At 67.9% G+C, this 22706-nt stretch carries 21 protein-coding genes and 3 pseudogenes; 22 read left to right on the forward strand and 2 right to left on the reverse strand.

Going from position 1 to position 22706, the window contains the following annotated elements:
* The first annotated feature begins 4 nt into the window (after window positions 1–4).
* Complete coding sequence (locus QAD21_RS10990) at window positions 5–1075, forward strand: DUF4238 domain-containing protein (RefSeq protein WP_189340125.1); 1071 nt, start codon at window positions 5–7, stop codon at window positions 1073–1075.
* Window positions 1076–1116: 41 nt separating this feature from the next.
* Here QAD21_RS10990 and QAD21_RS10995 read toward each other — a convergent pair whose 3' ends face one another.
* Both QAD21_RS10995 and QAD21_RS11000 read right to left on the reverse strand, forming a co-directional pair.
* Complete coding sequence (locus QAD21_RS10995) at window positions 1117–1662, reverse strand: hypothetical protein (protein ID WP_065632094.1); 546 nt, start codon at window positions 1660–1662, stop codon at window positions 1117–1119.
* A 312-nt stretch (window positions 1663–1974) separates the two neighbouring features.
* Window positions 1975–2514: a hypothetical protein gene (locus QAD21_RS11000; RefSeq protein ID WP_065632095.1), complete on the reverse strand. Its 540-nt coding sequence runs from the start codon at window positions 2512–2514 to the stop codon at window positions 1975–1977.
* A gap of 148 nt (window positions 2515–2662) precedes the next feature.
* Here QAD21_RS11000 and QAD21_RS11005 point away from each other — a divergent pair, with 148 nt between their 5' ends.
* The 21 genes and pseudogenes from QAD21_RS11005 to secF all read left to right on the forward strand — a co-directional run bounded on the left by QAD21_RS11005 (window position 2663) and on the right by secF (window position 22697).
* The gene (locus QAD21_RS11005) at window positions 2663–4060 is read left to right on the forward strand and encodes a glycosyltransferase 87 family protein (RefSeq protein WP_068971784.1); all 1398 of its coding nucleotides are present in this window, start codon (window positions 2663–2665) and stop codon (window positions 4058–4060) included.
* Window positions 4061–4137: 77 nt separating this feature from the next.
* A pseudogene (locus QAD21_RS11010) lies at window positions 4138–4637 on the forward strand (TIGR02611 family protein).
* 120 nt (window positions 4638–4757) lie between these two features.
* The gene (gene thrS / locus QAD21_RS11015; RefSeq protein ID WP_280361426.1) at window positions 4758–6854 is read left to right on the forward strand and encodes a threonine--tRNA ligase; all 2097 of its coding nucleotides are present in this window, start codon (window positions 4758–4760) and stop codon (window positions 6852–6854) included.
* Entirely contained in the window at window positions 6847–7410 is a 564-nt protein-coding gene (locus QAD21_RS11020; protein ID WP_058250257.1) for an HIT domain-containing protein, read from the forward strand. Before thrS ends, QAD21_RS11020 begins: the two co-directional genes overlap by 8 nt.
* Window positions 7411–7521: 111 nt before the next feature.
* Window positions 7522–8241, forward strand: coding sequence for a phosphatidylinositol phosphate synthase (gene pgsA / locus QAD21_RS11025; RefSeq protein WP_280361429.1), 720 nt, complete (start codon window positions 7522–7524; stop codon window positions 8239–8241).
* Window positions 8238–9160 (forward strand): annotated as a pseudogene (locus tag QAD21_RS11030) (phosphatidylinositol mannoside acyltransferase). Before pgsA ends, QAD21_RS11030 begins: the two are co-directional and overlap by 4 nt.
* 19 nt (window positions 9161–9179) lie before the next feature.
* A pseudogene (locus QAD21_RS11035) lies at window positions 9180–10301 on the forward strand (glycosyltransferase family 4 protein).
* Window positions 10301–10846 carry an NUDIX hydrolase gene (locus QAD21_RS11040; RefSeq protein ID WP_280361431.1) on the forward strand — a complete coding sequence of 182 codons (546 nt, stop codon included), beginning with the start codon at window positions 10301–10303 and terminating at the stop codon, window positions 10844–10846. The pseudogene QAD21_RS11035 and the gene QAD21_RS11040 overlap by 1 nt, the downstream one beginning before the upstream one ends.
* A 96-nt stretch (window positions 10847–10942) precedes the next feature.
* Window positions 10943–11854 carry a pyridoxal 5'-phosphate synthase lyase subunit PdxS gene (gene pdxS / locus QAD21_RS11045; protein ID WP_058250262.1) on the forward strand — a complete coding sequence of 304 codons (912 nt, stop codon included), beginning with the start codon at window positions 10943–10945 and terminating at the stop codon, window positions 11852–11854.
* Window positions 11855–11985: 131 nt separating this feature from the next.
* Window positions 11986–12852 (forward strand): protein phosphatase 2C domain-containing protein, encoded by an 867-nt coding sequence (locus tag QAD21_RS11050; RefSeq protein ID WP_058250263.1) that lies wholly within the window; start codon window positions 11986–11988, stop codon window positions 12850–12852.
* Window positions 12853–12863: 11 nt separating this feature from the next.
* On the forward strand, window positions 12864–13634 hold the full coding sequence (locus QAD21_RS11055) for an FHA domain-containing protein (protein ID WP_058250264.1): 771 nt from the start codon (window positions 12864–12866) through the stop codon (window positions 13632–13634).
* Between the two features lie 170 nt (window positions 13635–13804).
* Entirely contained in the window at window positions 13805–14296 is a 492-nt protein-coding gene (locus QAD21_RS11060) for a LuxR C-terminal-related transcriptional regulator (RefSeq protein ID WP_065632102.1), read from the forward strand.
* A 63-nt stretch (window positions 14297–14359) separates the two neighbouring features.
* Window positions 14360–15214 carry an acyl-CoA thioesterase II gene (locus QAD21_RS11065; RefSeq protein ID WP_065632103.1) on the forward strand — a complete coding sequence of 285 codons (855 nt, stop codon included), beginning with the start codon at window positions 14360–14362 and terminating at the stop codon, window positions 15212–15214.
* On the forward strand, window positions 15211–15831 hold the full coding sequence (gene pdxT, locus QAD21_RS11070) for a pyridoxal 5'-phosphate synthase glutaminase subunit PdxT (protein ID WP_137808769.1): 621 nt from the start codon (window positions 15211–15213) through the stop codon (window positions 15829–15831). Before QAD21_RS11065 ends, pdxT begins: the two co-directional genes overlap by 4 nt.
* Window positions 15832–15973: 142 nt before the next feature.
* Window positions 15974–16729 carry a YebC/PmpR family DNA-binding transcriptional regulator gene (locus tag QAD21_RS11075; protein WP_058250268.1) on the forward strand — a complete coding sequence of 252 codons (756 nt, stop codon included), beginning with the start codon at window positions 15974–15976 and terminating at the stop codon, window positions 16727–16729.
* Between the two features lie 101 nt (window positions 16730–16830).
* Window positions 16831–17400, forward strand: a complete 570-nt coding sequence (ruvC, locus tag QAD21_RS11080) for a crossover junction endodeoxyribonuclease RuvC (RefSeq protein WP_058250269.1) — start codon at window positions 16831–16833, stop codon at window positions 17398–17400.
* The gene (gene ruvA, locus QAD21_RS11085; RefSeq protein WP_065632105.1) at window positions 17397–17990 is read left to right on the forward strand and encodes a Holliday junction branch migration protein RuvA; all 594 of its coding nucleotides are present in this window, start codon (window positions 17397–17399) and stop codon (window positions 17988–17990) included. Before ruvC ends, ruvA begins: the two co-directional genes overlap by 4 nt.
* Window positions 17991–19079 (forward strand): Holliday junction branch migration DNA helicase RuvB, encoded by a 1089-nt coding sequence (gene ruvB, locus QAD21_RS11090; RefSeq protein ID WP_058250271.1) that lies wholly within the window; start codon window positions 17991–17993, stop codon window positions 19077–19079.
* Between the two features lie 170 nt (window positions 19080–19249).
* Window positions 19250–19633 carry a preprotein translocase subunit YajC gene (gene yajC / locus QAD21_RS11095; RefSeq protein ID WP_065632106.1) on the forward strand — a complete coding sequence of 128 codons (384 nt, stop codon included), beginning with the start codon at window positions 19250–19252 and terminating at the stop codon, window positions 19631–19633.
* A 248-nt stretch (window positions 19634–19881) separates the two neighbouring features.
* Window positions 19882–21507, forward strand: coding sequence for a protein translocase subunit SecD (gene secD, locus QAD21_RS11100; protein WP_280361440.1), 1626 nt, complete (start codon window positions 19882–19884; stop codon window positions 21505–21507).
* A complete protein-coding gene (secF, locus tag QAD21_RS11105) occupies window positions 21504–22697 on the forward strand; it encodes a protein translocase subunit SecF (protein ID WP_065632108.1) in 1194 nt (397 codons plus the stop codon). The genes secD and secF overlap by 4 nt, the downstream gene beginning before the upstream one ends.
* Window positions 22698–22706 lie beyond the last annotated feature (9 nt).

Here is a 22706-nt window from a genome sequence, read left to right on the forward strand (position 1 = left end):
GCGGGTGTTTCCGCACAAGTGGACATCGGATGTCGAGATCGAGGAGTCGAAACGTCTTGCTGCCGCTGGCGGTGTCGGAAAGAAGCATCACCACGTGCCTCAGGTTTACCTCCGGCGGTGGGCTGACTCCGAAGGTGCGGTCCGAGTCACGAAAGTCTCGACGCGTGACACATATGTCCAGCCCACCAAGGACATCGCCAAGAAATCGAATCTGTACAGGATCTCCGCGTCCGATTTGGAATCTGACTACCCTGAGCTGTGGTTCGAGAAGCACATGTCGAGGATCGAGAGCGACGCCGCCGCATGGCTCGGCGCGTTAGACGAGCTTCCCGATGGGCAAATTCGTGATCGGCAATTGATCGCTAATCTTGGTGTGTTCGTGGCGCTGCAGGAGCAGCGGACACTCAAACATCACGCGCAGAATTTGCGGATTGAAGACGCGTTGAATCGGTTTGGTCGCGCTGAGACGGTCAGTCGAGTGCTGCCCTGGCTTGCTCCGTTGTATGGGATTCCTTACTCGGCGGAGCGCCACGACGAGCTGTTGGACGAGATTCTGAATGTTCAGTTGCTCAGTAGCGAGCGGAAGCCCCGGGCTTTGGAAAGTGCCATAGGCGTCTGGCGGTCGCAGGCTATTCCGCACCTCGTGGCGGCGCGAAGTTGGTGGCTTGTGTCGAGTGCGGGTCCATTGGTCACATGTGATGAGCCCACCATCTGGTTGGGAGGTCCGGCTCGTGGCCGGTGGGAGCCCCCTGCCTGGGCGCGTTCCTCGCACATGGTGTTTCCGCTCGGTCCGCATCGACTACTGGTACTGGCAGCGCGCAAGTTTCATCCATTGCCGCCGCCGTTTGAACTAAGTGCCAGTGAGGCTCGGCAGATCAACTTCGAGATCGTGGCTGCCTCTCACGAGTTCGGTTACGAGACCCCGGGCACTAGCGCTGCAGCGGCGTTTGAAGTGCCGCCGTGGCCGCCTCATAGCCCGGATAGTGCCCCGACATTTATGGAGGCAGTCCTAGAGCCGTCGCGATGGGCGCAGGGCGAAGGTCCTCCGTGGGCTGTCCGCCGCTGGTACGGGTAGCGGCTTGTCGGCACTGAGGACGTAAACGCGTTGCTTGCATGTCAATCGGAACTCAGCCGGTATTCGTCGTCGTACCAGCGAATGAACCGCTCAACGGAGCCCCAACCTTCCGCTACGCGGTCGTGAAGTGCACGCTGGTCGTGGCCGGGAACCCAGCGGCGGCCAGGTGGCAATTCACTGCCACACCCGCACATACAGCCAAGGTTGGAGTTGTCGTCCGGCAGATACCGGACAGGATTGCGGAATGGCTCGATCGCGGTGTCGATGAGACGGTCGTAATCAGGGTGCCCCCTGCGCAGAACGTGTCCGACAACGGCCTGCTTGACGCCTCCTGAGCGAAGCGGAACGTCTTCGATGTGATCGATCTCGGCAACGATACGAATGACGTGCCCGACGCTCATCGTGGCGATCCGCTCTCGATGACCGCGTGGCCCAATCTTGTACACGCCGCGGTTCTGATTGAAGTTCACGCTGTCGCTTGCGTGTGGGTCGAACCCGGCCCAGTTGCGATTCCAATCCGACGGATCCTCGCCGACTGATGTCCCGGGTCCGACCAAGAACTTCTCACGCAGATTGAGATTCAGCATGCGCCTGCCTTCCCAAGGAGTGATGCAGACAATACGTTACAGCAGGACGTAAGGGCAAGGCAATATCTTTAGATTAAAGTCGCTTCCTAGGATCAATCTTTAACCATCGAGCTACTGCGATCCTGATGACAGCCTCAGCCCGCGTACGAGCAGGACTCGTGCTTACGTGACCCAGGACCTCTGTCCTCGCACGCGTGTCGCTACTAGGACTTCTGAAGACGTTGATGGCGAAGAACGCCGTCGCCGGTTTGCGATGGCAGTGGTAATCGCCACGCCGACGTCCCGTGGGTGCGGCGCGACGATCGGACGCTTTCAGTGCGGACTGCACCCATGAACGAACACGGGCCGGTATGGCTGTCCCGCAACCGCATCGACGTCGGCGAGAGCCCGGGCCAGCACGACGACCGCGGCGTCCGCGGACCGCTGCAGCGGCGCGGCGAGGAGGCCGTAACCGTGCCGCATCGTCACCGTGGCGACGATGCGCGCCTGCCAGCCCGGCGCGTCGGCCGGCGGTGACTGGATGCCGTCGAGAACGCGGCAGGTCGAACGCTGCGCGAGCTCCTCACCGTCGTTCCCGGTCGAGAGATCGATGAGTACGTCGACCACTCGCCGCTGGTCGGGTCGTAGCGCAGAGTCGTCGGGGAGTGGCCAGGGGTTGAGCCGCGGGCGCACGACCTCGGACGGGGTCTCGAGTGCGATGTGGATCGGTGGAACCGGACCGTCGGCGGTGCTCGACGAGGTGTCGCGCGTCATCGCGACCGGCTCGATGCCTTCCCCGACGCATGCGACGGTCAGCGTTGATGATGCCGCGATGACCAGTACGACTCCGAGGGTTGCTCGTAGTGATGACATGGTGTCGTCCCCCAGGTGATCTCGTCACCCACCGAGGTCAACGGTAGTCCGGCACGGACCGTCGCGATCCAGCTGTCCACCGAACAACCGACCAGGCGCCACGGCGTTGCGCGTGATGCAGCTCACATACAGGGCGTACGCTCGCCGCGTGGCCGCGAAGACTGCCGTCGATCTGCCGGAGTCGTCTCGTCCTGTGCCCGCACGGATCCCGACGGCGGCGATCGTCGTGGCGGCCGTCGTCGCGGTCGGGGTGATCGCCTGGCACGTCGCGGCGTTCCCCATCGCCAACCCGTTCTACGGACTCTTCGAGAACGCCACCGATGCCCGCGTCTACCGCGCGGGCGCGGCCACCGTGCTCGACGCGGGTCCGCTGTACGACGCACCCGTCCTGTGGCGTCTGCACTTCACCTATCCGCCGTTCGCCGCGGTCGTGTTCGTCCCGCTGGCTCTGCTCACCGAGGCCGTCGCCAACATCGTCTGGTGGACAATCGGTTTCGCCGCGCTCATCGGCGTGATCGGGATGTGCCTTCGGAGCCTGCGCTACCGGCCGGACGGTCGCCTGATCACGTTCGCCGCCTTGCTCGCGATCTCGTCGACCGCCCTCGAACCCATCCGAACCACCATCTGGCTCGGACAGGTCAACCTCCTGGTGATGACCCTGATCCTCGTCGACCTGGTGTTCCTCTCGACGACATCGCGGTGGCGCGGAGTCGCCATCGGCATCGCCGCCGGGATCAAACTGACACCGCTGTTCGCCGTCGTCTACCTGTTGGTGACCCGCCAGTGGCGCGCGGCAGCCACGGCGCTGGCGACGTTCGCGGCGACCGTGATGATCGGATTCCTCGCCGTCCCCGCCGACTCGTGGGCCTACTGGACCCGCCACCTCACGGACACCGAACGCATCGGCCGGGCCGACTCGCCGGCCAACCAGTCGGTGCGCGGATTCGTGTCACAGATGCTGTCCCACTTCGACATCGGGCGGTTCGCCGAGCCCGCACCCGGCGGGCCCGTCTTCGTCGCGCCGACGTGGCTGTGGCTCCCGCTCGCGCTGGTCGTCGCCGCGCTCGGACTGCTCGCCGCGGTGGTCGCCGACCGCGATGCGCGCAACGTCCTCGCGGCGACGATCGTCGGGATGACGATGTGTGCGGTCTCGCCCTTCGCGTGGGGACACCACTGGGTCTGGTGCGTGCCGCTGTTCGTCGTCGCGCTGGATCTGGCGATGCGGCGGGGGAGTACGGCTCGTACGTGGTGGTACTGGCTCGCGCCGGCCGGCGTGGCGACGCTGACGTTCACCTGGTGGCGGCACTGGTGGGACAGCGGGCCGTACCTGACCTCCGACCACGCCATCGCGTTGGGGCTTTTAATGATGCCGCGAAATGGTGACGACTCTGTCGTGGGCGATCTGCTCGTCGTGCTGTATTCGGGCTGCTATCCGCTGCTTCTCGCGGTCACCGTGTCCGCGACTCTGATCGACGGCGCGCGGCGGAGGCGACGGCGCCGCTCGACCACCCTGCCGACGCCGGAGGCCCACACCTGCATCGCGTAGCCTGGACGTCACTTTCCAGGCCGAGACGAACACCGGGCCGAAGTGCGCAGCGGGCCGAATGAACGAGGTGGGAGACGATGCCGACACCGGGGGCGAGCGAATCCGGAGTGAACGAGACGTCCACACCGAGCGGCGCGCGGACGTCGGCCGACGCGGACCGCGGGTCTCTCCGGCATCGCCTGCGCATCCGCGCACGCCATCGTCGCTACGTCGTGCGAAGCAACCCGAAGTGGCACGGCATGTACCGCATCGCGGTCGGGACCATCGGCACGATCGTCCTGCTGTGCGGAATCGTCGCGGTCCCGTACCCGGGCCCGGCTGGCTCATCGTGTTCCTCGGACTGGGCATCCTGGCGTCCGAGTTCGACTGGGCGCACCGGTTGCTGAAGTTCGCGCGGGCGAAATACGACGCCTGGATGGACTGGATCGGTCGGCAACACTGGTCGGTACAGGCCGTCTTCTGGCTCGCAACCTGTGCCATCGTCATCGCCACCCTCTGGGTTCTCGGCGCGCTCAACACCGTCGCCGGGTGGGTCGGCCTCGACTACGGCTGGCTGGCGAGTCCGATCTTCGGCTGATCTCCGACGCCGCAAGGTAGGGGTGCACTCCACGACGACCCGTCGCGGATACCATCAGAGTCGCAAACGTCCGACCCGGACGCGTCTTCGCGTGTCCGCCCCAACCCGAGGAGCGCCCCCGTGCCCGACGACGTCCAGGTGACCAGCCCCGCCACGATCCGTGTGCCGGCTGGGACGACCGCGGGCACCGCACTGCGCGAGGCCGAGCTGCCCAACAAGGGCCCGGAGGCCATCGTCGTCGTCCGTGACGCGGGCGGGGACCTCCGCGACCTGTCGTGGGCACCCGACGCCGACACCGATGTCAAACCGGTCGCCGCGAACACCGAGGCCGGCCGCAGCGTGATCCGGCATTCCACCGCACACGTTCTCGCGCAGGCGGTCCAGGAGCTGTTCCCCGAGGCCAAGCTCGGCATCGGCCCGCCGATCAAGGACGGCTTCTACTACGACTTCGACGTCGCCGAACCCTTCACCCCCGAGGACATCACCGCCCTCGAGAAGAAGATGAAGCAGATCATCAAGTCGGGTCAGCGGTTCTCGCGGCGGGTGTACGAGTCGAAGGACGAGGCCCGCGCCGAACTGGCCGGGGAGCCGTTCAAACTCGAACTCATCGACGACAAGGGCGCGGCCGACGACGCCGAGGTGATGGAGGTCGGCGGCGGGGAACTGTCGGTCTACGACAACCTCAATCCGCGCACCGGAGAACGCATCTGGTGCGACCTGTGCCGCGGACCGCACGTCCCGACGACCAAGTACATCGCGGCCTTCAAGCTGACCCGCAGCTCGGCGGCGTACTGGCGCGGCGATCAGGCCAACGCCGGTCTGCAGCGCGTCTACGGCACCGCGTGGGAATCGTCGGAGGCGCTGGACGCACACCTGGAGATGCTCGCGGAGGCCGAGAAGCGCGATCACCGCAAGCTCGGCGCCGAACTCGACCTGTTCAGCTTCCCCGACGAGCTCGGCTCGGGACTCCCGGTCTTCCACCCGAAGGGCGGCATCATCAAGCGCGAGATGGAGGACTACGTCCGCGCGAAGCACATCGAGAACGGCTTCAAGTACGTCGGCACCCCGCACATCTCGAAGGAACATCTGTTCCACCTGTCGGGCCATCTGCCGTACTACGCCGACGGCATGTTCCCGCCGATCCACGTCGACGAGGAACGCAACGAGGCAGGGGAGATCACCCGCCAGGGGCAGGACTACTACCTCAAGGCAATGAACTGCCCGATGCACAATCTGATCTTCCGGTCGCGCGGACGGTCGTACCGTGAACTGCCGCTGCGGCTCTTCGAGTTCGGTCACGTCTACCGCTACGAGAAGTCGGGCGTCGTGCACGGTCTGACCCGCGTCCGCGGGTTCGCCCAGGACGATTCGCACAGCTATGTGACGCCGGAACAGGCCAAGGACGAGATCAAGCATCTGCTCGACTTCATCCTCGGGTTGCTGCGCGACTTCGGCCTCGACGAGTTCTACCTCGAGCTGTCCACCCGTGACGACTCGCCGAAGTTCATCGGTTCCGCGGAGCAGTGGGCCGCCGCGACCGCCATCCTCGAAGAGGTGTGCGTCGAATCAGGTCTCGACCTCGTGCCCGACCCGGGTGGTGCCGCCTACTACGGACCGAAGGTCTCGGTTCAGGCGAAGGACGCGATCGGGCGTACCTGGCAGATGTCGACCATCCAGTACGACTTCAACCAGCCGGCCGGATTCGACCTCGAGTACACCGCCGCCGACGGCACCAAGCAGCAGCCGGTGATGATCCACTCGGCGAAGTTCGGCTCCATCGAGCGGTTCTTCGGCGTGCTCACCGAGCACTACGCGGGCGCGTTCCCGGCGTGGCTCGCACCGGTCCAGGTGGTCGGCATCCCGGTCGCGGAAGCGTTCGAGGAGCATCTGTACGACGTGGCAGCCGACCTTCTCGCCGCCGGTGTCCGTGCCGAGGTCGACGCCTCCGACGACCGGATGCAGAAAAAGATCCGCAACCACACCACCGGCAAGCTGCCGTTCATGCTGCTGGCCGGCGAACGCGACGTCGAGGCCGGGGCGGTGAGCTTCCGGTTCCGCGACGGCACGCAGGTCAACGGCGTGCCGGTCGCCGATGCGGTGTCGGTGATCGTCGGGTGGGTCCGGAGCAGGCGCAACGAGTCGCCCACCAAGGAGTTGGTCGAGGCCGCGCTCGGCGAGGTGGAGACGGTCGTGGTGGCGGGAGCGCTCGATGAGTGACGCCGCGTTCGGTGAGGCGCCCGGCGAGATCCGGGACGAGGGTGTCGGTGTGGCGGATCGCCTGCAACGGCTGTGGAGTCCCCACCGGATGACCTACATCGCCGACCCGCAACCGGCCGAGAAGACGGGGCACCCGTTCCTCGACATCCCGACCATGAGCGATGAGGACGGTCTCATCGTGGCGCGTGGTGACACCGTCTACGCGGTGCTGAACCTGTACCCCTACAACCCGGGGCACACCATGGTGGTGCCGTACCGGCAGGTCGCCGACCTCGAGGATCTGACCGCCGCGGAGTCCGCGGAACTGATGGCGTTCACGCAGCGGATGATCCGCACGATCAAGGCGGTGTCGAACCCCAACGCATTCAACGTGGGTCTGAATCTCGGCTATGCGGCGGGCGGTTCGTTGTCCGAGCACCTCCACCAGCACATCGTGCCGCGATGGATGGGCGACGCGAACTTCATCACCATCGTCGGCGAGACGAAGGTCATGCCCCAGTTGCTCCGGGACACCCGCGGACTGCTGGCCACCGCCTGGCAACGGCTGGACGACTGACCCCGCTGTGAGCGATCGGGTGCCGGTGCGATCAGGTGAGGCGATGTCAGACGAGAGCGATCGGGAAGCGCTGAGGCACGACGCGGCGCGAGATGGGGGAGGAACTCGGCGATGCTGAGCATTCTGGGTCGGGCATCGGTCTCGAAGGTGACCCTCCCGATGGGTCGCGCGCTCCTGCGGACCGGGCTCACGCCGGACTCGGTGACGGTGATCGGCACGCTGGCCGGCGTCGCAGCCGCCCTCACGCTGTTCCCGATGGGGGAGCTGTTCTGGGGCACGCTGGTCATCTGGCTGTTCGTGATGTTCGACATGCTCGACGGCGCGATGGCCCGTGCCCGGGGCGGCGGCACGCGATTCGGCGCGGTTCTCGACGCGACCTGTGACCGCGTCGCCGACGGCGCCATCTTCGCCGGCCTCGCCTGGTGGTGCGCGGTCACCGAACCCCACGATCTGCTCCTCGTCGCGACCCTCATCTGTCTGGTGACCTCCCAGGTCATCTCTTATGCCAAGGCCCGCGCGGAGGCGAGCGGCCTGTACGGCGACGGCGGTCTCATCGAGCGGCCCGACCGGCTGATCATCGTGCTCGTCGGCGCCGGTCTCACGGGTCTCGGCCTGTGGTGGGCCATCCACGTCGCGATGTGGTTCCTCGCGGTCGCCAGTGTCATCACCGTCGGGCAGCGGATGTGGTCGATCGCGCAGCCGCCGGGTGCGCGGGACCTCATCCCCATCGCCTCGGAACCCGCAGACACCGAGCCCGCAGAAGCCGAGAACGGCGATGCCGAACCCTCGTCCGGCTCGGACGGTCAGACCCCGCCCGCGGGACAGCGATGACCGATCTCGGCGCGATGGCCGCCGATCTCGGGTACCGGGCCGGCTGGGCCGCCGTCCGCTGGGCTCCGGAACGGGCGGCGCGGGGTCTGTTCGACCGTGCCGGCAGCTACGCGGGTCGTCGTGGCGGTGGCCCGGACCAGTTGCGCCGCAACCTGGCCCGTGTCCTGGGCGTCGAACCCGCGCAGGTGCCCGACGACCTCGTCGCCGACGCCATGCGGTCCTACGCCCGGTACTGGTGCGAGGCGTTCCGCCTGCCGACCCAGGATCGTGCGACCGTCACGTCCACCGTTGCGCTCCCCGACGAGGACCGGGCCCGCCTGGACGCCGCGCTGGCCCGGGGTAAGGGAGTCATCCTGGCTCTGCCGCACACCGGCAACTGGGACATGGCCGGTGTCTGGCTCGTCCACCACTACGGCAGGTTCGCGACGGTCGCCGAACGCCTGAAGCCGGAGTCACTGTTCAACCGGTTCGTCGCCTACCGGGAATCACTGGGCTTCGAGATCTTCCCGTTGAGCGGCGGCGAGCAACCCCCGTTCGGGCAGCTGGCGACCGGCTCCGCGCCGGCGGCATCGTGTGCCTGCTCGGCGAACGCGACATCGCCCGGCACGGGGTTCCGGTGACCTTCTTCGGCGAACGAACCCGCATGCCGGCGGGGTCCGCACGGCTGGCGATGGAGACCGGTGCCGCGCTGATGCCCGTCCATCATTGGTTCGAGGAGGCGCCGCGTTCGATGATGTGCTGCGGGGAGCAGATCGACGTCTCCGGCGGGATCGAAACGGCCACCCAGGCCCTCGCCGACGCCTTCGCGGTCAACATCGCCGCGCATCCGGCGGACTGGCACATGCTGCAGCCGCTCTGGGAGAGCGACTGGACCGACCGTCAGCGCGGTCGCGTCGAGCAGGACGGGACGCCGACATGACGACGACCAGGGGAGTGCCATGCGAATCGGAATGATCTGCCCTTACTCGTTCGACGTGCCCGGGGGTGTACAGGCCCACGTCACCGAACTCGCCGACGTCTTCCTCGACCGGGGCCACGAGGTCAGCGTGCTCGCCCCGGCCGGCCGCGACACCGAACTGCCGGACTACGTCGTCCGGGCGGGGCCCGCGCTGGCGATCCCGTACAACGGCTCGGTCTCCCGGGTGAATTTCAGTCCCAAGGGCTACCTGCGCTTGCGTCGCTGGGTCGCCGAGAACGGCTTCGACGTCCTGCACGTCCACGAACCGAATTCGCCGAGCATCTCGATGCTGTCGTTGATGGTGGCCTCCGGGCCCATCGTCACCACCTTCCACACCGCCACCTCGAAATCGTTGTGGCTGAGCGTGTTCCAGGGAATCCTACGGCCGTATCACGAACGGATCGCGGGCAAGATCGCCGTCTCCGAGCTCGCGCGTCGCTGGCAGATGGAGTCACTCGGCTCCGATGCCGTCGAGATCCCGAACGGCATCAACGTCGCGTCCTTCGCCGACGCCGAGCCCTCGAGGGTATCCGCACCCGGGTGGCACGATCCTGTTCCTCGGCCGTTTCGACGAACCGCGCAAGGGCATCGATGTGCTCATGCGTGCGCTGCCCGCGGTCGTGGAGAGGTTCCCGTACGTGCGGTCCTGGTCGTCGGCGGCGGCAACCAGGCGGCGCTGCGGCGGCGGGCGGGTCCACTCGCCGAACACCTGGTGTTCCTGGGACAGGTCGACGACGCGACCAAGGCGCGGGCGCTGGCCTCCGCCGACGTCTACTGCGCACCCAACCTCGGCGGCGAGAGCTTCGGCATCGTCCTGGTCGAGGCGATGGCGGCCGGGGCGGCGGTGATCGCCAGTTCCCTGAACGCCTTCCGGCGAGTGCTCGACGACGGCCGGGCCGGGCGACTCGTCGAGACGGGGTCCCCCGATCAACTCGCCGCCGGCCTCGTCGAACTCCTCGCCGACCCGGAGGCGCGCGGCGATCTCGTCGCCGCCGGACGGATTCGGGCCGACAAGTACGACTGGTCGCGGGTGGCCGACCAGATCCTCCGGGTCTACGACACCGTCACGGTGGGAGCCGGTCCGGTCGTGGTGTCGGACTGATGGCCACCTGGATCGTCCTCGGCGTGGTGGCCGTGCTGCTCGTGGCGGGATGGGCCTACCACACGGCCAACCGCCTCGACCGGCTCAACGTCCGTGTCGATCTCGCCCGCCAGGCGCTCGAATCGAACCTCGACCGGCGCGCGGTGGTCGTGCGTGCCGTGTCCGCGGAGATGATCGCCGGCGACGGCGCCGCGAACTCCCGCACGTCCGTCGACGACGGCGTCGCCGCCCAGGCGCGAGAGCTCGCCACGCTGGCCGATCGCGCCGAGCGGGCCGCACCGGCGGCACGTGAGGACGCCGAGAACGCGCTGTCGGCCGCACTGGCGCGCACCGACCCGAATCGTCGGTCCGCGGCCCTCGTCGTCGAACTCGCCGACGCCGAGACGCGGGTGATGATGGCGCGTCGGTTCTACAACGACGCCGTGCGTGACACCAGGGCTCTCGCGCAACGACGGCCCGTTCGATGGCTGCGGCTCGGCGGCCACGCGGCACCCCCGGAGTACTTCGAGATCATCGAGCGCGTCACCCCAGGCCAGGCGGACTGATCCCTCGTCAGGGGCCCTCGGCCCCTCACCTAGACTGGTGGGCATACCGCCGCCGCGAACGCGGCAGGTCGGGACTGCGACACGAGGAGATCTTCAGTGAGTCACAACGGCGCGACCGTTCCCGAGGTCGGCCAGGGCACGGCCCGGGTCAAGCGCGGCATGGCGGAGATGCTCAAGGGCGGCGTGATCATGGACGTCGTGACCCCCGAGCAGGCGAAGATCGCCGAGGATGCCGGCGCGGTGGCCGTCATGGCTCTGGAGCGGGTGCCTGCCGACATCCGTGCCCAGGGCGGGGTGTCGCGGATGAGCGATCCCGACATGATCGACGGCATCATCGCCGCCGTCTCGATCCCGGTGATGGCCAAGGCCCGCATCGGTCATTTCGTAGAGGCGCAGATCCTGCAGAGCCTCGGCGTGGACTACGTCGACGAATCCGAGGTCCTGACCCCGGCCGACTACAGCAACCACATCGACAAGTGGGCCTTCACGGTGCCGTTCGTGTGCGGTGCGACCAATCTCGGTGAGGCGCTGCGCCGGATCACCGAGGGCGCGGCCATGATCCGCTCGAAGGGCGAGGCCGGCACCGGCGACGTGTCGAACGCGACGACCCACATGCGCAAGATCCGCGACGAGATCCGGCGTCTGACCTCGTTGCCGAAGGACGAACTGTACGTCGCGGCAAAGGAATTGCAGGCTCCCTACGAGCTGGTGGTCGAGGTGGCCGAGGCCGGCAAGCTGCCGGTCACCCTGTTCACCGCCGGCGGGATCGCCACCCCGGCCGACGCCGCGATGATGATGCAGCTCGGCGCCGAGGGCGTGTTCGTCGGATCTGGGATCTTCAAGTCGGGCAACCCGGCACAGCGGGCCGCGGCGATCGTGCAGGCGACCACGTTCCACGACGATCCCGACGTGCTGGCGAAGGTCTCGCGCGGCCTGGGCGAGGCGATGGTCGGCATCAACGTCGACGACATCCCGCAGCCGCACCGCCTCGCCGAGCGCGGCTGGTGACCGCTTCGTCCGGATCGTAGGTGGTCAGACCGACCGCCTCCCGCCGCGGGGCCCCTTCTCAACACGCCGGAGACCGAACAGTCGACATGCGTGGCGGGTCAGGGGCTTCGCGGCGGTAGTATCTGCTGATCATGGATGCGGCGACCATCGTTCGAGACGCTTCGGTCTCGGGCACACACATCGTGGGTGAATTGCGGCTCGAGTGGTCCGCGGCGTGCAATGTGGGACGAGTCCGGGAGACGAACGAGGACGCGGCACTCGCGCTGCCGGGGATGTACCTGCTCGCCGACGGCATGGGCGGGCACGACAGCGGCGAACTGGCCAGCGAGGCCGCACTGCTCACCTTGTCGGAGGCCACCAGCGCGGGTGAACTCAAGGCGACCCAACTGCAACTCGACGATCTGTTGCTCGCCGCCCAGCGGCGCATCGGCGAGATCGACACCGAGACCGAGCGACGCGCGGGTACCACCGCCACCGGCATCGTGCTCGTCACGCACGAGCAGAGCCCGCACTGGCTGGTGCTCAACATCGGCGACTCGCGGACCTATCGCTTCCAGAACGGGTCGCTCAACCAGCTCACCACCGACCACTCGCAGGTCCAGGAATTCATCGACGCCGGATTCCTCACGCCCGAGCAGGCCCGAACCGATCCGCGCCGCAACGTGATCACGCGTGCGCTCGGCGCGGGCATGGTCGACCCGGTCGCCGACTACTCGAGTACGCCGGCATTCCCGGGGGATGTGCTGCTGCTGTGTACCGACGGTCTGACCGGGGAGCTGCCCGACGAGGAGATCGGTGACATCCTGCGCAATGCGGAGGACTCCCGGCAGGCGGCCGAACGGCTCGTCGACGCCGCGCTGGCGCTCGGCGCGCACGACAACGTCACCGTCATCGTCGTGAGTGTCCACGAATCGGTGCCGACCCTCACGATGCCCGCGCTCGACGACTCGGCGCAGGGAGAGGCCGCCGGAGCTGCTCCGGCCCCCGACCCGAGCTGATCGGAGGACTGATGACCACGGGTCAGGACCGGGCCGAGACATCCCCCGCAGAGTCCGGCGACGCCGCGCTGGACGCCGGGGCGACCTACGTCGAATACTGCGGCGAGCGCATCGCGCTCGACGCCGACCGACGGTTCTTCATCGGCCGCGAAGCGGATCTGTCCATCGACGACAACCCGTACCTTCATCGCCGATTCCTGGTGATACACAACGAGAACGGGCTCTGGTGGCTCACCAATCTCGGCACGCACCTGTCGGCGAGCGTCTCGGCGGGCGACGTCGGGTTCTCGGCGACCCTGGGCCCCGGTGCGCGCATGCCGCTCGTCTTCGGTGAGACGACCATCGTGTTCACCGCCGGCCCGACGACCTACGAGCTGAGCCTGTTCGCCCGCGCGCCGCAGGTGAAATCGGTGACGCGTCCGGAATACAGCGGCGGGCACACGACGCAAGGCGTGCCCACGCTCACGGAGAGTCAGAAGCTGCTGATCATCGTGCTGGCCGAGGAGATCCTGCGGCGTGAGGGGACCGGGTCGAGTGCCATCCCGTCGTCGGCGCAGGCGGCGCGCCGGCTGGGCTGGCCGCTGACCAAGTTCAATCGCAAGCTCGACAACGTCTGCGACAAACTCGATCAACTCGGGGTGAGCGGAATGCGCGGCGGGGGCGGGAAACTCGCGAGCAACCGCCGGACCAAACTGGTGGAGTACGCGGTGTCGTCACGCATCGTCACGCGAGAAGATCTCCCCCTCATCGACGCCGAGGCGGCCCGAAACGCGGCCGACTGAGTCAGCCGCCGCGTATGCACGTCGCTGACCTGCGGTTTCACCGTGGGTAGTTCTCCCCACGGGTAGGGGAGTTCTCCCCATCGACCACCCGGGCCGCAGCCCATAATCTTCATCTCATCGCCGGGAGAACCCGGAAGACCACCGGTTGAATGAGTGAAGAGGAAGCACACATGACTGCGATCGCCCATCAGGCCCCCCAGCACCTGCGCTCGGTCAGCGCTCGTCGTGACGCGGAGGCCATCGCCCGCCGGAAGGAAGCCCTGGCGCGTCTGGCGGCTCGCCGGATGCCGTTGCCCGGCCACCAGATCCAGACACCGCGCGCGGGTCAGCCGCTCGGCCTGGGCCATCGTCCGGGACACCCCCACCTGCACCGTGCGGTCGCCGTTCCCGCGCTCGCCGAGTTCCCCGAGGTCGCGGAGGCCACGGCCGACCGCGCCAAGCCGAATCTCACCTCGCGCGAGGTCGAGGTCCTGCGCACCTGGATGCTCGTCGACTCCAAACCCGCTGTGGCCCAGCAGCTCTACATCTCGCTCGGTACGGTGAACACCCACCTCACCCGGATCCGGGCCAAGTACGCCGAGATCGGCCGTCCGGCCCCGACGAAGGCATCGCTGGTCGCCAGGGCCATCCAGGACGGGATCATGACCCTCGACGAACTCTGATCGCCGGCCGCGCTTCGGCGGGCAGGGGAGTGCCCACCGGCGCCGTGCGCGATACTGGTCTGCGTGGCAGCCATCGAGGACATACTCCAGGTCGAACAGATCGAGACCGACATCTACCGCGGCGGTGCGTTCCCGAGTCACCTTCAGCGCACCTTCGGCGGCCAGGTCGCCGGCCAGGCCCTGATGTCGGCGACCCGCACGGTGTCCGACGAGTTCGACGTTCATTCCCTCCACGGTTATTTCCTGCGTCCCGGTGACCCGGATCGTCCGGCGGTGTTCCTCGTCGACCGCATCCGCGACGGACGGTCGTTCGTCACCCGGCGGGTGACCGGCATCCAGAACGGCGAGGCGATCTTCACCATGTCTGCGTCGTTCCATGTACGGACCGACCAGGGCTACGAGCACCAGGACCGGATGCCGCCGGCGCCGCAACCGGACGAGCTCACCGACCGCCTCGACGAGCTGGCCGAGGAAGAGCGCGCGGTGTTCAAGGAGTGGCGCAACTTCGATCTGCGCATCGTGCCCCCGGAGATGATGGTCACCTCGTCGTATTTCGCTGCGCAACAACGAGTCTGGTTCCGCTACCGCCATCGGCTGCCCGACGACACCGTGTTCCATGTCGGCACCCTCGCCTACATGAGCGACATGACCTTGCTCGGCTCCTCGCGCGTGCCCCATCCGGAGTCCAACCCGCAGGTCGCCTCCCTCGACCACGCGATGTGGTTCATGCGCCCCTTCCGGGCCGACGACTGGCTCCTCTACGACCAGACGTCGCCGTCGGCGGGCGGTGGTCGCGCGCTGACCCAGGGACGGATCTTCGATCGACAGGGCCGCCTGGTGGCGGCGGTCACCCAGGAGGGGCTGGCGCGCACCGGTCGTGTGATGCCCGACGACCAGCACGCCCGGACCGATCGGTGAGCGAAGGCAACCGGCCGCGGATCGGGGTTCTGGCACTGCAGGGCGATGTGCGCGAGCACGTCTTCGCGCTCGAGGCGGCCGGCGCCGACGCCGTGGCGGTGCGACGCCCGGCCGAACTCGACGAGATCGACGGAATCGTCATCCCCGGCGGTGAATCGACGACGATGAGCAAACTGCTCGGCATCTTCGACCTGTTCGACCCGCTGGTCGACAAGCTGTCCGACGGCCTCCCGGCGTACGGGTCGTGCGCGGGCATGATCATGCTGGCCTCCACGATCCTCGACACCCGGCCAGACGCACGGCATCTGGACGCCCTCGATGTCACGGTGCGGCGCAATGCATTCGGGCGACAGGTGGAGAGTTTCGAAACCGACCTGGAGTTCACCGGGATCACCGACACCGAGGGTGCCGCGCCGATGCGTGCGGTGTTCATCCGGGCGCCGTGGGTCGAGTCCGTCGCCCCGGAGGTCGAGGTCCTGGCGCGTGTTCCCGACGGCCCGGCGGCCGGGCGGATCGTCGCGGTCCGCCAGGGGAACGTGCTCGCGACGTCGTTCCACCCGGAGGTGACCGGCGACCGGCGCGTACATGAATACTTCGTGGAGATGGTGCGTCGGTAAGATCGTGCCGAACCAGCGGTAGACCACGAGCCCGGCACCGCGCCGGAGACAACCAACAGGGCGACCGAGTAGACGTAGGAGTGCGCCGGATGCGGGCCACGGCCCGCCGCACGTGCCGGCGCCGGGAAAGGAATCGACGGACATGAGCGGCCACTCCAAATGGGCCACCACCAAGCACAAGAAGGCGGCCATCGACGCCAAGCGCGGCAAGATGTTCGCCAAGCTCATCAAGAACATCGAGGTGGCGGCGCGGACCGGCGGCGGTGACCCGGCGGGTAACCCCACGCTGTTCGACGCGATCCAGAAGGCGAAGAAGTCCTCGGTTCCCAACGACAACATCGAGCGCGCACGCAAGCGCGGCGGTGGTGAAGAGGCCGGCGGCGCGGACTGGCAGACCATCATGTACGAGGGCTACGGGCCCAACGGCGTCGCCGTGCTCATCGAATGCCTCACCGACAACCGCAACCGTGCGGCCGGCGAGGTCCGGACCGCGATGACGCGCAACGGCGGCAACATGGCCGACCCGGGTTCGGTCTCCTACCTGTTCACCCGCAAGGGCGTGGTGACGCTGGAGAAGAACGGCCAGACCGAGGACGACGTCCTGATGGCCGTGCTCGACGCGGGCGCCGAAGAGGTCACCGATCTCGGCGAGTCCTTCGAGATCGTCAGCGAGCCAAGCGATCTCATCGCCGTCCGCAGCGCGCTGCAGGAGGCCGGGATCGACTACGACTCCGCCGAGGCCAGCTTCCGCGCGTCGGTCGAGGTCGCGGTGGACGCCGACGGCGCACGCAAGGTGTTCAAGCTGATCGACGCCCTCGAGGACTCCGACGACGTCCAGAACGTCTACAGCAACGTCGACATCAGCGACGAGGTCCTCGCCGAACTCGAGAACGACTGACAGCCGCCTCCTCTCCGGTGTGTTGATCACCGGACTTGTCCGTCCTCCCCGATAAGATCTCGAACAACTGTTCGCAGATCACCATGCCTGGGAGGGTACGAGTGCGCGTCATGGGCGTCGATCCGGGTCTGACCCGGTGCGGTATCGCGCTGGTCGAGTCGGGTCGGGGGCGGACGGTGACCGCACTCGACGTGGACGTCGTGCGCACCCCGAGCGACATGGAACTCGCCGAGCGACTGCTCGCGATCTACACCTCGGCGTGTCACTGGCTCGATGTGCACCAGCCCGACGTGGTGGCCATCGAACGGGTCTTCGCGCAGAACCAGGTGTCCACGGCGATGGGGACCGCGCAGGCCGGCGGCGTCATCGCGCTCGCGGCGTCCCAGCGCGACGTCCCGGTGCGCTTCCACACCCCGTCGGAGGTGAAGGCGGCGGTGACCGGCAGCGGACGAGCCGACAAATCCCAGGTCACCGCGATGGTCACCCGGATTCTCGGCATGCAGACAAAGCCGCGTCCCGCCGACGCCGCAGATGCGCTCGCGCTGGCGATCTGTCACTGCTGGCGCGGACCCATGATGGAGCGGATGGCAGCCGCACAGAAGCAGGCCGACGCGGCCGCGGCGCGGCACCGCGCGCGGGTGGCCCAGGCACGAGAAGGGAGTCGCGCATGATCGCGTCAGTCCGCGGACCGGTGCTCGAGATCGCGCTCGACCACGCCGTGATCGACTGCGGGGGAGTGGGATACCGCGTGCTGGCGACGCCCGCGACGCTGTCCCGGCTGCGCCGCGGCGACGAGGCGACGCTGCTGACCTCGATGATCGTCCGCGAGGACTCCATGACGCTCTACGGCTTCACCGAACCCGACGCCCGTGCGCTGTTCGCGCTGCTGCAGACGGTCACCGGCGTCGGCCCGCGACTCGCGATGGCGACCCTCGCAGTCCTCGAGCCGGATGCGTTGCGACGCGCGCTCGCCGAATCGGACACCAAGTCACTGACCTCGGTACCCGGCATCGGCAAACGCGTGGCCGAACGGCTGTGCGTCGAACTGCGGGACAAGGTGGACCGGCCCACGGGCGAGGCGTCGACCGGTGTGACCGTCGTCGGCGGTATTCGCGAGCAGGTCGCCGAGGCGCTCGTCGGGCTCGGGTTCACCGCCGGTCCGGCGGAGAAGGCGGTCACGGCGGTACTGGCCGAGAATCCCGACGCCGATGCGTCCACCGCGCTGCGTCACTCGCTGTCACTGCTCGGCAAGGCGTCGTAGATGGGCGGCGATCCGGACGACGTCGACGACCGGGACGTGAGCGCGATGCCGGTGCGCTCCGACGGCGACCTCGACGCCGGTCTCCGTCCCCGGTCACTCGCTGATTTCATCGGCCAGCCGCGGGTCTGCGAACAGCTCGAACTGGTCCTGCACGGGGCCAAGGGCCGCGGTGGCACCCCCGACCACATCCTGCTGTCGGGACCGCCCGGGCTCGGCAAGACGTCGCTGGCCATGATCATCGCCTCGGAGATGGGCGCCGCCATCCGGGTGACCTCTGGTCCGGCACTCGAGCGCGCCGGCGACCTCGCGGCCATGCTGTCGAACCTCGTCGAGGGCGACGTGCTGTTCATCGACGAGATCCATCGCATCGCGCGCCCGGCCGAGGAGATGCTGTACCTCGCGATGGAGGACTTCCGCGTCGACGTCGTGGTCGGCAAGGGCCCGGGAGCGACTTCGATTCCGCTCGACGTCGCGCCGTTCACGCTGGTCGGGGCGACAACACGGTCGGGGTCGCTGACCGGCCCGCTGCGCGACCGGTTCGGGTTCACCGCGCACATGGAGTTCTACGAGCCCGACGAACTCGTCCGGGTGCTGCACCGCTCGGCCGGGATTCTGGGCATGGAACTCCGCGGCGACGCCTCGGGCGAGATCGCGCGCCGGTCGCGGGGCACGCCCCGCATCGCGAACCGGCTGCTCCGCCGGGTCCGCGACTACGCCGAGGTAAGGGGAGACGGGTCGATCACCGTGGACGTCGCCCGCGCGGCGCTCGCGGTCTACGACGTCGACGAACTCGGCTTCGACCGTCTGGACCGAGCCGTCCTCGACGCCCTGATCCGCGCCTTCGGCGGGGGGCCGGTCGGGGTGTCCACGCTGGCCGTGGCCGTCGGCGAGGAACCGGCGACCGTGGAGGAGGTCTGCGAGCCGTTCTTGGTGCGCGCGGGCATGATCGCGCGGACGCCGCGCGGGCGGGTGGCCACTGCCGCCGCCTGGCATCATCTCGGACTCACCCCGCCCGCCGGTGCGATGAACGCCACCTTCGGGGTGCGTCCCCGTGACGTGGCGGCCGACACGCTGTTCGACGACCTCTAGCCGGATCTTCGACGACCGTCGAGGACACCGGCACCACCTGCGGGGATGAGCTCCGCGCAAGACGTGGCACACTGTGTGGAGCACAGCTGAGCTGATGCTGCCCGGATTTGTCCGGACAGGCCGCTCGCTCACGCCGTACCCACTGATACCCAAAGGACTGACTCGCACTCATGGACGCTCTGCTCTTCCCGCTTCTGCTCGCCCTGCTGGCCGGCTTCATGTTCTTGTCGATGCGGAAGCAGAAGAAGCGTGTGGCCGAGATGCAGGAGATGCAGAACTCGGTGTCCACCGGTACCCGCGTCCAGCTGACCTCGGGTCTCTTCGGCACCGTGATCGACGCGAGCTCGCCCGACGTCGTCGATGTCGAGATCGCCACCGGCGTGGTCACCCGCTGGAACCGGCTGGCCGTCATGCGCGTCGTCCCGACGGATGAGGCCGCGGCCACCTACGCCGGCCACGTCGCCCCGGAGATCGAGTCCGACGACTACGACGACGCCGACTCGGTCAGCCTGGACAAGCCCGCCACCGACGACGCGCGCGACAACGACAAGTAAGCCGCATCCGCGCCGCGTCGATCCACGACGCGGCGCGCCCATCCGTCTGCACCGCCTCCGACGCGTTTCCGGCGTGTCCCGGCCAGGAGTGGACGATGGGTCATGCCGGTCGGGCTGCTCGTCGGCCGGTTGACGCTCTCAAGGAGACCTGAACAGCTGTGACAACTCCCTCTCGGACTTCGGGGAAGGGCCGGACTGCAGGGAAGCGGTCGCGACCGGCTCGAGAGATCCCGCCGTGGCGTCCGCTCGTGGCCTTCATCGGCCTGCTCGCGGTCGTCTACGGACTGATCTTCTTCACCGGACCCCAGACCATCGAACCGAAGCTCGGTATCGACCTCCAGGGCGGTACGCGCGTCACGCTGACCGCGCGGACCGAGGACGGTCAGGCGGCGACCCGAGAGCAGCTCGATCAGGCCAAGCAGATCATCGAGCAGCGCGTGAACGGGCTCGGCGTCTCCGGTTCCGAGGTCGTCGTCAGCGGTGACAACCTGATCATCACGGTCCCCGGCCAGGACGGCGCGCAGGCCAAGTCACTCGGCCAGACGGCGCGCCTGTACGTCCGACCGGTCGTCGGGCAGCCGGCCATGGCGACTCCGCAACCGCCGAAGCCCGAGAGTGCCGACGATCAGGCCGACGCCCTGCCCACCGAGGCCGCGGCAGCCGCCATCGACGAGCAGCGCAAGCTCCGTCAGGCGCCGGGGAACGCGACCCCGCAGCAGCTCGAGGCACTCCAGCAGCAGATGGCGAAGATGGACTGCTCGACGACGGCCAACGACCCGCTGCTGGGCAACGACCGCCCCGATCAGTACCTCGTGGCCTGCTCGACGGACGGCTCGGAGGTCTACCTCCTCGGCCCGGAGATCATCGACGGTCGCGACATCAAGAACGCGAACGCCGGTACCGATCCGCAGACCGGCGAATGGGTGGTGACCCTCGAATTCGAGGGTGAGGCCGCCAGCTTCTGGCCCAGGTACACCGCCGAGCAGGCCCCCAACCGGACCCAGACCGCCTTCACGCTCGACTCGCGCGTCGTCTCGGCGCCGGCGATCAACGAGCCCATCCCGGGCGGTCAGACCCGAATCAGCGGCGGTAGCGCCAGTCCGTTCACCGAGTCGTCGTCGAACGAACTCGCCAACGTGCTGAAGTACGGCTCGCTGCCGTTGTCCTTCACCGCCTCCGACGCCGAGACGATCTCGGCGACACTGGGTCTCGCGTCGTTGCAGGCCGGTCTGATCGCCGGTCTCGTCGGCCTGATCGCGGTCTTCATCTACGCTCTGGCCTACTACCGAATGCTCGGCATCCTGACGGTGCTGTCGCTCGTCCTCGCCGGGGCGATGGTCTACGGCATCATCGTGCTGCTCGGTCGCTGGATCGGGTTCACCCTCGATCTGGCCGGTATCGCAGGTTTGATCATCGGCATCGGTATGACCGCCGACTCGTTCGTCGTCTACTTCGAACGAATCAAGGACGAGATGCGCGAGGGGCGCAGCTTCCGGTCCGCGGTGCCCCGCGGTTGGGCGAGCGCGCGCCGCACGATCTGGTCCGGCAATGCGGTGAGCTTCATCGCCGCCGCGGTCATCTACATCCTGGCGATCGGCGAGGTCCGCGGCTTCGCGTTCACATTGGGTCTCACCACGATCCTCGACGTCATGGTCGTGTTCCTGGTCACCCACCCGCTGGTCGTCTACGCGAGCCGTTCGACATTCCTGTCGAAGCCGAGCGTCAACGGACTCGGGGCGATCAGCGAGGTCGCCCGCCAGCGTCGCGTCGCGGCACACCGACAGGCGAGTGCTGCCCCCGATGGCACGCCCGCGGGCACTGCGGACGCCGACGACACCACTGATGCCACTCGGGAGAAGGGGACGGTGCGATGACCGGGCCGGACAACAAGGCAGCCGGCGACTCGGCCGTTCTCGACGCCGACAAGGCCCAGCCCGGCGCGGACGCCGACTTCGTCGCCGATCGCAACCGCTCGTTCCTGTCCCGGCTCTACACCGGTACCGGTGCCTTCGAGATCGTCGGGCGCCGCCGCATGTGGTATGGCGTCACCGCGGCGATCCTGCTGATCTGCCTGGCCTCGATCGGAATCCGCGGGTTCACCCTCGGTATCGACTTCGAGGGCGGTACCCAGATGTCGGTGCCGGTCGTCTCCTCGGAGATCACCGCGGAGTCCGTCGAAGAAGTTGTCACCGCGACCCTCGGCGAGGCGCCCGAATCGGTACAGACCGCGGGAGCCGGTGGCAGCCAGACGGTCCAGGTGCGCACCGAGACCCTCGATCTCGCCCAGGCGGAATCGGTGACGCGCGCGCTCGCAGACGAATTCGGTCCCGAACTCGCGCCCGCCGAGGTGAGCATCTCGGATGTGAGCTCGACGTGGGGCAGCGAGATCACCGAGCGCATGCTGATCGCGCTGGCCGTGTTCCTGGTCATCGTCTTCGTCTACATCGCGGTGCGATTCGACCGGGAGATGTCCATCGCGGCGATGGGGTCGCTGTTCTTCGACCTGATCGTGACCGCCGGTATCTACTCGCTCGTCGGGTGGGAGGTCACCCCGGCGACCGTCATCGGCCTGCTCACCATCCTCGGCTTCTCGATCTACGACACGGTGGTCGTGTTCGACAAGATCTCCGAGAACACCCGCTCGGTGCTCCAGACCACCCGGCGCACCTACGCCGAACAGGCCAACCTGGGTGTGAACCAGACCCTCATGCGATCGATCAACACCACCGTCATCTCGGTGCTGCCGATCATCGCGTTGATGGTCATCGCGGTCTGGCTGCTCGGCGTCGGAACGCTCAAGGATCTCGGGCTAATTCAGCTCGTCGGTGTCCTCGTCGGTACGTTCTCGTCGGTCTTCCTCGCCGCGCCGCTCCTGGCGACACTGAAGGAACGTCGCCCCGACATCGGCCGGCACACCGAGAAGGTCCTCCGGCGTCGCGCCGGGCTCCCGTCCGACGAGCCGCGGCCGGTCCGGACGCGCCGAGGGGCGTCCGCCGGGGCAGCAGTCGACACCGACGACGCGGACCGCGCGGTCCCGACCGGCAAACGCCGTCGCAACCGCTAGTCTCTGCGA

Origin of the sequence: Gordonia sp. SMJS1, from assembly GCF_029866425.1 — a bacterium.
Classification (GTDB): domain Bacteria; phylum Actinomycetota; class Actinomycetes; order Mycobacteriales; family Mycobacteriaceae; genus Gordonia; species Gordonia hongkongensis.